Below are 13,831 nucleotides of genomic sequence, written 5' to 3' on the forward strand. Positions count from 1 at the left end.
CTGATGGCGCAAGCCCTCGACGACGACGCCCAACGACTTGCCGAGCTCGGTTACAAGCAGGAGCTCTCCCGGACCTGGAGCGGGTTCTCCAATTTCGCGATCTCTTTCTCCATCATCTCGATCCTGGCCGGCTGCTTCACCACCTTCGGCCAGGCGTGGAACAACGGAGGGCCGCTCGCCATCTCGGTGGGCTGGCCGCTGATCTCGGCTTTCATCCTGATCATCGGCTTCTGCATGTCGGAGCTCGTCTCGGCGTACCCGACCGCGGGCGGCATCTACTGGTGGGCGGCCAAACTGGGCAAGCCGATCCACGGCTGGTTCACCGGCTGGCTCAACCTCGTGGGGCTGATCGCGGTCACCGCGTCCGTGGACTACGGCTGCGCCACGTTCCTCAACATCACGATCGGCCGGTTCAGCGACAGCTGGGCCAAGGGCGACGCGCTGCGGCAGACCTTCCTGCTGTTCGCGGTCATCCTGGTGCTCCACGCGCTGATCAACATCTACAGCCACCGGTTGATCTCGGTGCTCCAGAACGTCTCCGTCTGGTGGCACGTGTTCGGAGCGGCGGCGGTCGTGCTCATCCTGATCTTCGGGCCGTCGAAGCACCAGAGCATCAGCTTCCTGTTCGAGCGGTTCAACAACTCGGGCTTCGGAGACGGCACCACCTCCGGGCCGACGTTCTGGCTGTACGTCCTGCCGCTGGGCTTCCTGCTCACGCAGTACACGATCACCGGCTTCGACGCGTGCGCGCACGTGTCCGAGGAGACGCACGGCGCCGCCAAGACAGCCGCCAAGGGGCTCTGGCAGTCGATCTTCTATTCGGCGATCGGCGGCTGGATCCTCCTGCTGGCGTTCCTCTTCGCGGCCACGGACGTCGACGCGGTCAACAAGGAGTTCGGCTTCGTCGGGGCCATCTTCACGTCGTCGCTGTCGTCGAGCCTCGCCACGGTGATCTTCGGGATCTCGACCATCGGGCAGTTCTTCTGCGGCATGAGCTGCGTGACGTCGATGTCGCGAATGACCTACGCGTTCTCCCGTGACGGCGCGGTCCCCGGCTGGCGGCTGTGGTCGCGCGTGGACAAGAACCGGACTCCGGTCAACGCCATCATCGGCGGCTGCGCGGTGGCCCTGCTGATCACCCTGCCCGCGCTGTACGCGCCTCCCGGAAGCGCCACCCCCGTGGCTTTCCTGGCGGTGGTGTCCATCGCGGTCATCGGGCTCTACCTGGCGTTCCTCATCCCGATCTGGCTCCGGCTCCGCGCGGGAGACTCGTTCCAGCCGGGGCCGTGGACGCTGGGCGGCAAGTACAAGGTCCTCGGGTGGATCTCCGTGGTGGAGATCGCCATCATCTCGATCTACTTCATCCTGCCCATCGCGCCGGCGGGCGTTCCGGGGAACAAGGACTTCACCTGGACGTCCGTCAACTACGCGCCCATCGCCGTGGGCGCCGTGCTCATCGGCATCGCCCTGTGGTGGGCGCTGTCCGCCAGGCACTGGTTCACCGGCCCGCGCCGCACCGTCGACGACGCCGAGGCCGCCGAACCCGTCGCCTGACCCTCTCCGACCCCGTCCCCGCCCATCCCGTCTATCTCGTCTATCCGGCTCAGCCGTACGGCTGAGCCGGGAGGGATCAGGAGGCGAAGGGGTCAGGAGGCGAAGGGGTCAGGAGGCTTCGAACGCGCGGGCGACGGTGGCGCGGGTCTCGTCCATGGAGGCCTGGCCCAGCTCACGCGCCACGGAGGTCATGTCCACGTCGGGCATCCCGCAGGGGATGGCGAGATTCCACGGCGTGAGGTCGCCGTCGACGTTGAGGGCGAAGCCGTGGCTGGTGACCGACCGGCTGGCCCGCATGCCGATCGACACGATCTTGCGGCCGGTGTCGCGGGTCCAGACGCCGGTGAGCAGCTCCGACCCCGGCGGGGTGTCACGCCTCTCGGCCGGGACGCCCAGCTCGCCGAGCGCCTCGGCCAGCCGCAGCTCCACCTCGCGGATGTAGTCGACGACGCCTTCGCCGGCGCGGAGCTTCACGATGAGGTAGCCCACGAGCTGGCCGGGGCCGTGGTAGGTGAGCTGGCCGCCCCGGCCCGTGGTCACGACCGGGATGCCGTGCGAGGGGTCGGGCAGGTGCGTCGCCAGCGTGCGTTTGCCGACGGTGAAGACCGAGGGATGGCTGAGCAGCCAGAGCGTGTCCGGCCGCTCGTCGTCCTGCCGTTCCTGGACCAGCGCCTCCATGCGCTCCATGGCCTTGTCGTAGTCGACCAGCTCGTCCTGGACGAGTGCCAGCGGCCTTGCCTGCATAGTCATGTCACCTCTCCCTTTTGCGAGCATAGAGCGCCGCTCCGGGACCCGCGCGCCTGGCTCCGCCCAGGCCCCGCTCCGAGGCTCGGCTGGAAGGGCGCCGGACGGCCTCAGCGGTAGCCCGCTCCGACCGGGGCCTTGGGGACCGCGATCCACATGATGAGGTAGATGACGAACTGCGGGCCGGGCAGCAGGCAGGAGAGCAGGAACAGCAGCCTCACGGCGGTCGGCGTCATGCCGTAGCGCTCCGCGATCCCTCCGCACACACCGGCAATGATCTTGTGCTGTCTCGATCGGTACATCGGTGAACCCCCTTCGTCATGCGGTTCGACTGTCATACGGTTCAACGAACCGCTCAGGAGACCCCGTTCCGCAGGAGACCCTGAGAAAACCCTGACTCGGGATCCAGGCGGTTCAGCGCCAGAGGTCGCAGGAGCTGTACGCGGCGGCGCAGGGGTTCATGGCCGTGTTCCCGCGGATGAAGGCAATCCACAGCCGGTGCCCGGCGAGGGCCAGGCGGGCGCGGAAGCCGTCGAGGAGCAGCAGCCAGGCCAGCCAGCCCGCCAGCAGGACCGCCCAGTAGGAGATCAGCCGATAGAGGAGCACCACGGCCGCCGCCGCGCCGCCCGTGACTCCCGCCGCGATCAACGTGCCGGCCAGGCCGAGCTCGGCGACGCCGAGTCCTCCGGGGATCAGGGCCGGCACCGCGGCGACCTTGGCGGCGACGTAGGCGAGCAGCACCGTGTGCGGCCCGATCGTCACCCCGGCCGCCGCGCACACCGCCGCCAGGCACGCCACGTCGAGCAGCCAGTTGGCGAGCGCGAGGCCGATCAGCACCAGCCGGTCGCGGCCGGCGAGCCTGATCGCGTCCCGGGCGGCCCGTATCTGGTCGAACGTCCCCGGGCTGCGCCGTCGCAGCCAGTCACGCAGCCCCCGGGGGCGCAGCAGGACGACGGCCGAGACGGCCGCGATCAGCACGGCGAGGGCGATCCCGGTGGGCACCCTGGTGGAGGGCTCGCCCAGCAGGGCTATCAGACAGAGCACACAGAACGTGGCCGTCGAGTAGACGCCGCTCAGCACGAGCGTGGCCGCGGTCAGCGGCTTCGCCGCCCCGAGCCGGGCGAACTGGCGCGTGGCGTAGGCGATCGACAGCACCGGCCCCGCCGGAAGCGAGTTGGACACGGCGTTGCGCGCGTAGGTGAGCGCCACGGCCCGATGGGCCGTCAGGTGTGCTCCGCCCAGCGTGAGGAGGCGGCGGGTCAGCCGGGCGAAGGTCGCCATGGACATGGCCTCCGCCACCACGGCGACGCCGAGCCAGCCGGGACTCAGGCCCGTCATGGAACGCGAGAGCTCGTCGCCGTCGGGGATCTTGTCCTTGAGGACGAACAGCGCCAGCCCGGCCGTGCCGAGCACCAGTGCCCATCTCAACCGGCGAGGCATAGGGACTCCTTGTCTTCTGTGCGGTCCCGCCGGTGGTGACCGGCCGGACCGCGTGCCGCGGGAATGGTGACTCCCGAGGCGGGGGCGGGGCGATGCCGGATCCGCGGCGATTGCCCCACCCGAGATTGCCAGGTGCCGGAAATCGACCGGCGAGCGCCCCCCACCCGGAACCTGATCTCCACACGTATCCGCGTATAGGGTGTAATCACACCCCCTATGGAGATTCACATGGATATCTCGAACCTTCAGGCGCAGACTCGGCTGATCCTGCGCCAGAAGATCACCATGATGGTGAACCGGTACGTCGTCCATGTGGTCCAGCCCGACGACTCGGAAGGGCCGATCGTCGCGTTCGCGGAGCAGAAGCGGCTGGCCTTCAAGGAGCAGGTGACGCTCTACACGGACGAGTCACGGCAGCAGGCACTCGCCGGCTTCAAGGCCCGCAAGGTCATCGACCTCGGCAGCGGGTACGACGTGGTGGACCACACCGGCGCGCCCATCGGCATGTTCCGCAAGGACTTCGGCCAGTCGCTGCTGCGCTCGACGTGGCACCTCCAGCAGCCCGGCCTGCCGACCCTGACCGGCCAGGAGCGCAACTTCGCCGTCGCGCTGCTGCGCCGCTTCGCCGACTCGCTGTCGTGGCTGCCCTACCACTTCGACTTCAGCGTGGGCGCCTCGATCGCCTTCTCCGTGGACCGCCGGTGGGGCCTGCGGGACCGGTACGTCATCGACGTCCACGACCCTCGCCTCGACCGCCGGCTTGTCATCGCCATGGCCGTGGCCCTCGACGCCCTCCAATCCCGCTGACCTCGGCCGCCACCCGTCTCCGTACGGCATGCCGTACGTGGGGGGAATCACGAAGGGACGCCCGCTGTTACAGTTGACGGAGATCGCCGATGCGAAGCGATGGCCCATAGAGCCTATGGAGCGGCCGCGCATCGTCTGTTACATTGGCGATAGATCGCATGGTTCTGGCCCCGTCTGCGGCCCGTGCGCTCCGGTCCTCCGCTTCACCCCCTTGACACACGACCCAGCCTGTCGCGATCACGTAGATCCGTTCGCGCGAGGCGTCTTCCACGGCCTGTAGAAGACCGCGCCGGACGACTCTCCACGCGACCTCCGCGCGGCCTCAGGGGATCCGTCTCGCTTGCCCACCGCGGTCGCACACCGCGCACCCCTGCCGGACAGGCGATACCGAGGCGCGACCGCGTCCTCCGCGGCACGTGACCGGCATCTGGAGCCGACATCTGGAGCCGGCGTCTCCCACCTCTCTCAAAGGAACCGATCATGACTACCACTCTCGCTCCGCGGTCCCGCGTGGACGGCGGCAAAACCGGGTCCGGCCGTACGACCGAGCGGCCCGCGAACCCCGTGTCCAGCACGGGCATCCTCGACGTCACGGCGAATAACGCCGTCCTCCGCGCCCACGGATACCTGCCGGGGCCGAAGGACGTCGTCGTCCCGCTCGCCCTGGTGCGCGACCACGGCCTGCGCTCAGGCGATGTCGTCTACGGCACGTCCCAGGGAGGCAGGCTGATCACCGTCGACACGGTGAACGGCCTGCTTCCGGGGCGGCCCCGGCCCGACTTCGCCGACCTCGTCCCCATCCATCCCGATGAACGGCTCCGCCTCGAAACCGCCCCCGGAGTGCTCTCCACCCGGGTGATCGACCTGCTCACACCGATCGGGAAGGGCCAGCGCGGCCTGATCGTGGCGCCGCCCAAGGCGGGCAAAACCCTGCTCCTCAAGGCGATCGCCAACGCGATCACCACCAACCACCCCGAATGCCATCTCATGGTGGTGCTCGTCGACGAGCGGCCCGAAGAGGTCACCGACATGCGGGAATCCGTCAAGGCCGAGGTCATCGCCTCAACCTTCGACCGGCCCGCCCAGGAGCACATCGCCGCCACGGAGCTCGCCGTCGAGCGGGCCAAGCGCCTCGTCGAGCTCGGCTACGACGTGGTCATGCTCATCGACTCGATCACCCGGCTCGCCCGCGCGTACAACATGGCCGCCCCCAACGGCGGGCGCATCCTGACCGGCGGCCTCGACGCGCGAGCCGTACACCCGCCGAAGCGCGTGCTGGGCGCGGCTCGTAACGTGCTGGACGGCGGCTCGCTCACGATCCTCGCGACCGCGCTCATCGACACCGGCTCGAAGATGGACGATTACCTCTTCGAGGAGTTCAAGAGCACCGGCAACATGGAGCTGCGGCTCAGCCGGAGTCTCGCCGAGAAGCGGGTCTTCCCCGCCGTCGACGTCACCGGATCGGGAACCCGGCGGGAGGAGCTGATGCTCGACGCCGCCGAGCTGCCCCTCGTCTGGAAGCTCCGCAAGGCCCTGCACAACCAGGAGTCCTTCGAGCCGTTCCTGGCCACGATGAAGAGCACCGGCTCGAACGCCGAGCTGCTCCTCACCCTCCGGAACGCCTGAGCTCCCTGGCATGATCGCCCCTATGAGCCAGTGGCGCGTCCTCATCGAGGAGAACATCGGCACCGGGGACCGCAAGGAGTGGCGGATCTCCGACATCTACGAGGTCAAGGGCGAGCGCGAAGAGGCGCGCTCCATCGCGAGGGAGCTGGCCGTGCGGCACACCCCGAAGCACCCGGCCCTCCCGCAGGAGCGGGCGGTGTACCGGATCAACGACGACATGTGGCTGACGATGATCATCGGTCTCACGGCCCGCTCCCACTACCGCGTCACAGTCGCCGAACTCCTCTTCCGCGACTGATCCCCCCTCTCCCGCGCGATCATGCACAAAGTCCCGATCACAGCCGACGGCCAGGGCGTACCCATTCCGTGATCATGCACAACTTCCCCAGCATGGCGGCGGCCTGTGGCAACGTCACTGGTGATCATGCAGTTCCTCCACCTTTGCATGATCACGAGCAGCATAAGCGCAGGTCGCTAGTCCCGCGCCGGAACCTGCGCATGATCACGACGCGAGTTTGCGCAGGGCAGGCAGGCCCCACGGGAACCTGTGCATGATCACGGCGGCTAGGTGCCGATGGGGTGCCAGACGGTTTTGGTTTCGAGGAAGGCCGTCATGCGGCCGGTTCCCGGGTCCGCCAGCCAGTCGACCTTGGCAGCGGGCGGCCGGAGGACGCGCTTGAGGTTCTCGGCGGCGAGTTCCTCACACGTGATTGCCAGCTCCGCGTCGGCGCCCGTGAGGTCGATCGCGTTGACGTCCATGTGGCCCGCCAGCCACGGGGCGATCTCCGCCGCCGAGCCCGTGAGGATGTTCACCACGCCGCCCGGCAGGTCGGACGTGGCGAGCACCTCGGCCAGCGTGATCGACGGTAGCGGCGCCCGCTCCGACGCGACCACCACGCACGTGTTGCCCGTGACGATCACCGGGGCGATCACGCTGACGAGCCCGAGCAGCGGGCCCATGGGCGGAGCGACGACGGCGACCACGCCGGTCGGCTCGGGGCTGGACAGGTTGAAGTACGGCCCGGCCACGGGGTTGGCCGAGCCCTGGATCGCACCGATCTTGTCCGACCAGCCCGCGTACCACACGAGCCGGTCGACGGCCGCGTCCACCAGCTCGGCCGCCTTCTTCGCGGAAACGCCGTCGGCGTCCACGATCTCGCCGGCGAACTGGGCCCGGCGGCCCTCCAGCATCTCGGCGACGCGGTAGAGGATCTGGCCCCTGTTGTACGCGGTGGCGCCGGACCAGCCCGGGAACGCCTTCCGGGCGGCGGCCACGGCGTCCCTGGCGTCCTTGCGGGACGCCTTGGACGCGTTCGCCAGGAACTCACCCTTTGAGGAGGTCACGGCATAGGACCTTCCGCTCTCCGATCGCGGGAACGCGCCGCCGATGAACAGCTTGTACGTCTTCCGCACGGCCAGACGCTCCAAGGCCTGGGCGGCCACACGCTCACTCATCGAAGGATCCAATCTGGAGTGGACGGGCCGGCTGGTAGGTCTGGCCGCACCGGCAGACCCCGCCCCGGTGGGCGAACCAGCCGTGCCGTACGGCGAAGCGCTTCGAGCGTCGGGCGCGCGTGTAGCCGTCGCCCGCACCGGCCCTGGACCGGCGGACGAGGCGACGACGGCGGCGGTCGTCACACTGCAAGGTAGGCCTCCAGACCGTGACGCCCGCCCTCGCGGCCGTAGCCGGACTCCTTGTAGCCGCCGAAAGGCGACGTGGGGTCGAACCGGTTGAACGTGTTGGACCAGATGACACCGGCCCGGAGCCGGGACGCCATCCACAGCATGCGCGACCCCTTCTCCGTCCAGACGCCGGCCGACAGGCCGTACGGCGTGTTGTTGGCCTTCTCAACGGCCTCGGCCGGAGTACGGAACGTCAGCACGGACAGGACAGGGCCGAAGATCTCCTCCCTGGCGATGCGGTGCGACTGGGCGACGCCGGTGAAGATCGTGGGCGGGAACCAGAAGCCCTTGTCGGGGATCGGGCACGCCGGAGACCACCGCTCGGCCCCTTCCGACACGCCGGCCTCGGACAGCTCGCGGATCTTGGCAAGCTGGGCGGCCGAGTTGATCGCGCCGATGTCGGTGTTCTTGTCCAGCGGGTCGCCCAGCCGGAGCGTGGAGAGCCGCCGCTTGAGCGCGTCCAGCAGCTCCTCGGCGACGGACTCCTGGACCAGCAGCCGGGAGCCCGCGCAGCAGACGTGGCCCTGGTTGAAGAAGATGCCGTTGACGATGCCCTCGACCGCCTGGTCCAGGGCCGCGTCGTCGAAGACGATGTTCGCCGCCTTGCCGCCGAGCTCCAGGGTGACCTTCTTCCTGGATCCGGCCACGCTCCGGGCTATCTGGCGGCCGACCTCGGTGGAGCCGGTGAACGCCACCTTGTCGACGTCGGGGTGGCGGACAAGCGCCGCGCCCGTTTCGCCCGCCCCAGTCACGATATTGACGACGCCGGGCGGCAAATCGGCCTGCTGGCAGATCTCCGCGAACGCCAGCGCCGTCAGCGGCGTGGTCTCGGCGGGCTTGAGCACGACCGTGTTGCCGCAGGCCAGCGCGGGAGCGATCTTCCAGGCCAGCATCAGCAGCGGGAAGTTCCACGGGATGACCTGCCCGGCCACGCCCAGCGGCCTCGGATCAGCACCGAACCCCGCATAGGAGAGCTTGTCCGCCCACCCCGCGTAATAGAAGAAGTGCGCCGCGACCAGCGGCAGGTCCACGTCGCGCGACTCGCGGATCGGCTTGCCGTTGTCGAGCGACTCCAGGACCGCCAGCTCACGGGCCCGCTCCTGGATGATCCGGGCGATCCGGAAGATGTACTTGGCCCGCTCGGACCCCGGCATGGCCGACCAGACGGCGAACGCCTTCCTGGCGGCCTGCACGGCCCGGTCCACGTCGGCCTCGCCCGCCCAGGCGACCTCGGCCAGAGCCTCCTCGCTCGCCGGGTTGACGGTCTTGTGGCGCTCCCCGGCGAGCGGCTCGACCCACTCGCCGTTGATGAACAGGCCGTACGACGGTTTGATGTCGACGATGTCCCGCGACTCCGGCGCGGGTGCGTACTCGAACATGGGTCGCCGCCTCAGTCCAGGGTGAAGTAGTCGGGACCGGCGTACCGGCCGGTGGCCATCTTCTGGCGCTGCATGAGCAGGTCGTTGAGCAGCGACGACGCGCCGAGCCTGAACCAGTCCGGGTCGAGCCAGCCAGGGCCGGCCGTCTCGTTGACCAGCACCAGATACTTGATCGCGTCCTTCGTCGTCCGGATGCCGCCGGCCGGCTTCACCCCGACCTTCCGGCCCGTGGCCGACAGGAAGTCGCGGACCGCCTCCAGCATGACCAGCGTCACGGGCAGCGTCGCCGCCGGCGACACCTTGCCGGTCGAGGTCTTGATGAAGTCGGCTCCCGCGATCATCGCCAGCCAGGACGCCCGGCGCACGTTGTCGTACGTCGCCAGCTCGCCCGTCTCCAGGATCACCTTCAGATGCGACGGTCCACAGGCGGCCTTGACCGCCGCGATCTCCTCGAAGACCTTGACGAAGTCACCGGCGAGAAACGCGCCGCGGTCGATCACCATGTCGATCTCGGCCGCCCCGGCGGCCACCGCGAGCGCGGTCTCGGTGACCTTCACCTCCAGCGACGAGCGGCCGCTCGGGAAGGCCGTCGCCACCGACGCCACCTTCACCCCGGAGCCCTTAAGGGCCTGTACGGCGGTCGCGACCAGGTCGGGGTACACGCAGACCGCCGCTACGGCGGGGACGGAGGGGTCTGCAGGGTCTGGCTGCATGGCCTTGGCGCACATCGCCCGGACCTTGCCAGGGGTGTCCGCGCCTTCGAGCGTCGTGAGGTCCACCATGCTGATGGCCAGGTCGATGGCCTGTTTCTTGGCCGTGGTCTTGATGGATCGCGTCGCCAGCATCGCGGCTCTGGCGTCCGCGCCGACCCGGTCCACACCGGGAAGGCCATGCAGGAACGCCCGTAGCGTCGAGGCGGAAGAGGCGACCTCCGCGAGCGGAGTAGTCATAGTTGACACCGGTCCAGCATCGCTGACCGGTCCGATTGATTCCAAACTGACCGCAGCCGAGGTGCTGCCGCTTTCTTTGGCAGATCTGGCCCGAAGCGATGGCCGCCGCCCATCTAAGGCGGCCGTACGCACGTCTTAGGCGACCTACGCCCAAGGTTCCACCGGAGATAAGGCATCCGCCCGATGTGTCGGCAGGGGCCTTAGACCGAACCTTGAGTGTGTAAGGGAAGAGACGAACGAGGAGACACCGAATGGGTCCCGAACTGCACTACCAGATCGTCATCAACCGCGCCGCCGAGCTTCAGGAGGAGGCCGCCAGCCACCGCCGGGCCCGCGAGGCCGTAGCCGGCCGGAAGGCGCACCGCACCGGGCAGCGGCGGCTGCGCGCGGTGTTCGGCAAGCCCCGCACCTCATGAGGCGCGTTCGAAGGCCCGGCCGGAGCCTCCTTCCCGGCCGGGCTTTCCAGCCGCCCTGACCCGCCGTCCGCATGATCCGGGGCCTGGCCGCGGCTCCGCAGGCCGTACCAAGTGCAGGTTGATCCCGCGGGGGCGAGCTCGTCCTCGGGGAACACGAGCAGCCGCCCATGCCGGGACACGCGATCTCGGGCCGGGCACGCCGCGACGTCCATACGGGGGCACGTCGCGCGCCGTGTTCACGGCAATCCGGGCGCGATCCGGGCGCGATCCGGGCGCGCGATCCCGGCAGAATCCCGGCACACCGTTCACCGACCGATAAATCACGCGAAGCCGGACAGAGGGCATGACATGCTTTACGACATGACGCGCCGGGCTGTGAGCCCCGTCTTCGTCGGGCGGGATGCGGAACTGGAGACTTTGGACGAGGCGTTCGACCAGGCCCGCAAGCAGGCCGCGGCGGCGGTGCTGGTCGGCGGCGAGGCCGGGGTCGGCAAAACACGGCTGACGAGCCGGTTCGCCGAGCGGGCGAACCAGGACGGCGCTCACGTGCTCATCGGAGGCTGCGTCGAGCTTTCCACCGAGGGCCTGGCCTACGCCCCTTTTACCGCGGCGCTGCGCCAGCTCGTCAGGGAGACGAGCGCCGTGCAGGTGGCCGCCCTCCTCCCCGAGGGCGCCGCCCGCGAGCTCGCCCGGCTGCTTCCCGAGTTCGGCGAGCCCAGCGGCGACGGCGAGACCGACTCTGCCCGCGCCCGGCTGTTCGAGCTGATCCTCGCCCTGCTGGAACGGCTCGCCGAACGGCGGCCCGTGGTGCTCGTCATCGAGGACATCCACTGGGCCGACCGGTCGAGCCGCGACCTCATCGCCTTCCTGAGCCGCAACCTCAGGACCGCTCCCGTGCTCATGGTCATGACCTACCGGTCCGACGAGCTGCACCGCACCCATCCCCTCCGGCCGGTGCTGGCCGAGCTGAGCCGGGTGGACGGCGTCATCCGGCTCGACCTGCCCCGGTTCACCCAGGAGGAGGTCGCCGCGCAGATGGCCGGCATCCTGGGCGTCACGCCGGAGTTCGCCCGGGTCGACAAGGTCTTCGAGCGCAGCGGCGGCATCCCGCTCTTCGTCGAGGCGCTGCTCGACTGCGGGAGCGACGGCTCATTTCCCGACTCCCTCCACGACCTCATCATCGGCTCGGTCGAGCGGCTGCCCGAGGAGACCCAGCGCGTGCTGCGCACCGCCGCCGCGGGAGGGGTCAGGGTCGGGCACGACCTGCTCGCGGCGGTCAGTGGCCTGTCGGACGTCGATCTCGAAGACGCGTTGCGGCCCGCCATCGCGACGAACGTCCTCCAGGTGGCCGACGGCCGGGCCTACGCGTTCCGGCACGCTCTGATCCGCGAGGCCGTACACGACGAGCTGTTGCCGGGCGAGCACGCGCGGATGCACGCGCGCTACGCGGAGGAGATCGACCTGGACCGGACGCTCGTCCCGCCCGGCCGGGCGGCCATAGAGATAGCGCACCACTGGCACTCGGCGCGCAACGACCTGTGGGCGCTCATCTCGGCCTGGGAGGCGGCGGAGAAGGCGATCCGCGCGTACGCCTACACCGAGCAGATCCAGCTCCTCGAACGCGTGCTGACCCTGTGGAACAAGGTCCCCGACGCGGCCGAGCGCATCGGCGTGGACCACGTCACGGTTTTGGAGCGGGCCTCCGAGGCGGCCTACGTCATCGGCGAGATGGACCGCAGCATGAAGTTCGTGAAAGGGGCACTGGCCGAGCTCGACGAGCGCACCTCCCCCGAGCGCGTGGCCGCGCTCATGGTGCGGATGGCCAACATCAAGGCCGAGAAGGCCAAGCCGGGCGCCCTCGACGACCTCCGGCACGCCGAGCGCCTCGTTCCGACGCCCAGCGACACGCGGGCCCTCGTTCTCGGGCGCCTCGGCACGCTCCTGATGAAGGCCGACGCGGTGGTCGAGGGCACCGCGGTCACGCAGGAGGCGCTGCGCATCGCCCGCGAGATGGGCGACGAGTGCCAGGAGGCAGACCTGCTGATCAACCTGGCGCTCGGGCACTCCATATCGGGAGACCTGGAGCGGACGTTCTCCACCAACGAGCACGCCATGGTGATCGGCACGCGCCTGAAATCCGCCCGGGTCGTGCTGCGCGCGCTGGCCAACAACGTCGACACGCTCGACAACCTGGGCCGCTCCGAGGAGGCGGTGGCGCTCGCGGTCGAAGGCGAGAAGCTCGCCCGGCAGTACGGCAGATATCGCCATCAAGGGGTCTTCATCGCCAACAACCGGGTCGAGGCGCTGGAGTCCCTGGGCCGCTGGGACGAGGCGATCGAGGTCATCGAGCGCGCCATGAGCATGGGCCCGTCCATGCGGAACCGGTGGTATCTCCTGCGGGTCAGGGCCGACATCGCGATCGCGCGGGGCGAGGAGGACGTCGCCCAGAAGATCCTCGCCGAGGTGGGCGCCTTCTCCCCCCAGCCCGAGGAGTGGGCCCAGGAGTTGATCAGCAACACCCGCCTGCGCCTCGCCTGGCACCTGCTCCAGGGTGAGCCGATGAAGTCGCTTGAGGTGGCCGAAGTGGCGCTGACCAACCCGCCACTGTCCAGGAAGGCGATGCTCGGCTGGCGGCTGCTCGCCGCGATCCGGATGGCCTGCGACGCGGCGGCGCCCATCGACGGCGCCAAGGTGACCGCCCTGCGGGCCAGGAGCGACGCGCTGGCGGCCGACATGCACGGCGACGGACCGGTGAGCGAGGCCTTCCGCCTCGTTTACGAGGGCGACTTCGACGCGGCGGCCGAGCGGTGGAAGGCGCTCGGGCGTCCCTACGTCCATAGCAAGGCGCTGCTGCACGCGGCCACCTCCGCCGCCGCGTCCGGCGACCGCGACGGCGTGGCCGTACGGCTCCGCGAGGCGTACCCGCTCGCCGTCGAGCTCCGGGCGACACCCTTGGCCACCCAGATCGAGACCCTGGCTCGCCGCGTCGGCATCGCCCTCTCCGGTTCCGTACGGCATGGCACCCCGGAGGAGCATGCCGTGCTGACCCCGCGTGAGCTTGAGGTGCTGCGGCTGGTGGCGGCCGGGCTGAGCAACCGGGACATCGCGGCCGAGCTGTTCATCTCGGCCAAGACCGTGAGCGTCCACGTGTCGAACATCCTGCCCAAGCTGGACGTCTCCACCCGGGGCGAAGCGGCGGCCGCCGCACACCGCCTCGCGCTCCTCGGCTAGC

The 13,831-nt window shown here is 69.5% G+C and carries 12 protein-coding genes; 6 read left to right on the forward strand and 6 right to left on the reverse strand.

Features of this window, described 5'->3' with window-relative positions; translation table 11 throughout:
• The first annotated feature begins 3 nt into the window (after positions 1–3).
• Positions 4–1,554, forward strand: coding sequence for an amino acid permease (locus ABH927_RS03685; protein WP_370018040.1), 1,551 nt, complete (start codon positions 4–6; stop codon positions 1,552–1,554).
• A gap of 108 nt (positions 1,555–1,662) precedes the next feature.
• On the opposite strand, the gene lipB is transcribed toward ABH927_RS03685, so the two are convergent.
• The 3 genes from lipB to ABH927_RS03700 all read right to left on the reverse strand — a co-directional run bounded on the left by lipB (position 1,663) and on the right by ABH927_RS03700 (position 3,738).
• Positions 1,663–2,304, reverse strand: coding sequence for a lipoyl(octanoyl) transferase LipB (lipB, locus tag ABH927_RS03690; protein ID WP_370018042.1), 642 nt, complete (start codon positions 2,302–2,304; stop codon positions 1,663–1,665).
• 104 nt (positions 2,305–2,408) lie between these two features.
• Entirely contained in the window at positions 2,409–2,600 is a 192-nt protein-coding gene (locus ABH927_RS03695) for a PspC domain-containing protein (protein ID WP_261584817.1), read from the reverse strand.
• Positions 2,601–2,712: 112 nt separating this feature from the next.
• Positions 2,713–3,738 carry a YbhN family protein gene (locus ABH927_RS03700; protein WP_370018045.1) on the reverse strand — a complete coding sequence of 342 codons (1,026 nt, stop codon included), beginning with the start codon at positions 3,736–3,738 and terminating at the stop codon, positions 2,713–2,715.
• Positions 3,739–3,966: 228 nt separating this feature from the next.
• On the opposite strand from ABH927_RS03700, the gene ABH927_RS03705 reads away from it, so the two are divergent.
• The 3 genes from ABH927_RS03705 to ABH927_RS03715 all read left to right on the forward strand — a co-directional run bounded on the left by ABH927_RS03705 (position 3,967) and on the right by ABH927_RS03715 (position 6,469).
• Complete coding sequence (locus tag ABH927_RS03705; RefSeq protein ID WP_370018047.1) at positions 3,967–4,545, forward strand: hypothetical protein; 579 nt, start codon at positions 3,967–3,969, stop codon at positions 4,543–4,545.
• 480 nt (positions 4,546–5,025) lie between these two features.
• Positions 5,026–6,171, forward strand: a complete 1,146-nt coding sequence (gene rho, locus ABH927_RS03710; protein WP_370018049.1) for a transcription termination factor Rho — start codon at positions 5,026–5,028, stop codon at positions 6,169–6,171.
• Between the two features lie 22 nt (positions 6,172–6,193).
• A complete protein-coding gene (locus ABH927_RS03715; RefSeq protein ID WP_370018050.1) occupies positions 6,194–6,469 on the forward strand; it encodes a hypothetical protein in 276 nt (91 codons plus the stop codon).
• Positions 6,470–6,735: 266 nt separating this feature from the next.
• Here the strand turns inward: ABH927_RS03715 and ABH927_RS03720 are convergent, their stop codons facing one another.
• From ABH927_RS03720 to deoC, 3 genes are all read right to left on the reverse strand, one after another.
• Positions 6,736–7,626 carry an aldehyde dehydrogenase family protein gene (locus ABH927_RS03720; protein WP_370018052.1) on the reverse strand — a complete coding sequence of 297 codons (891 nt, stop codon included), beginning with the start codon at positions 7,624–7,626 and terminating at the stop codon, positions 6,736–6,738.
• A 179-nt stretch (positions 7,627–7,805) separates the two neighbouring features.
• The gene (locus ABH927_RS03725; RefSeq protein WP_370018053.1) at positions 7,806–9,233 is read right to left on the reverse strand and encodes an aldehyde dehydrogenase family protein; all 1,428 of its coding nucleotides are present in this window, start codon (positions 9,231–9,233) and stop codon (positions 7,806–7,808) included.
• 11 nt (positions 9,234–9,244) lie between these two features.
• Positions 9,245–10,183 carry a deoxyribose-phosphate aldolase gene (gene deoC / locus ABH927_RS03730; RefSeq protein WP_370018055.1) on the reverse strand — a complete coding sequence of 313 codons (939 nt, stop codon included), beginning with the start codon at positions 10,181–10,183 and terminating at the stop codon, positions 9,245–9,247.
• 251 nt (positions 10,184–10,434) lie between these two features.
• Between deoC and ABH927_RS03735 the strand changes: the two genes are divergently transcribed.
• The gene (locus ABH927_RS03735; RefSeq protein WP_261584824.1) at positions 10,435–10,599 is read left to right on the forward strand and encodes a hypothetical protein; all 165 of its coding nucleotides are present in this window, start codon (positions 10,435–10,437) and stop codon (positions 10,597–10,599) included.
• 360 nt (positions 10,600–10,959) lie between these two features.
• Positions 10,960–13,830, forward strand: a complete 2,871-nt coding sequence (locus ABH927_RS03740) for an AAA family ATPase (RefSeq protein ID WP_370018057.1) — start codon at positions 10,960–10,962, stop codon at positions 13,828–13,830.
• Position 13,831 lies beyond the last annotated feature (1 nt).

Origin of the sequence: Planotetraspora sp. GP83, assembly GCF_041262585.1 — a bacterium.
Classification (GTDB): domain Bacteria; phylum Actinomycetota; class Actinomycetes; order Streptosporangiales; family Streptosporangiaceae; genus JAOEGB01.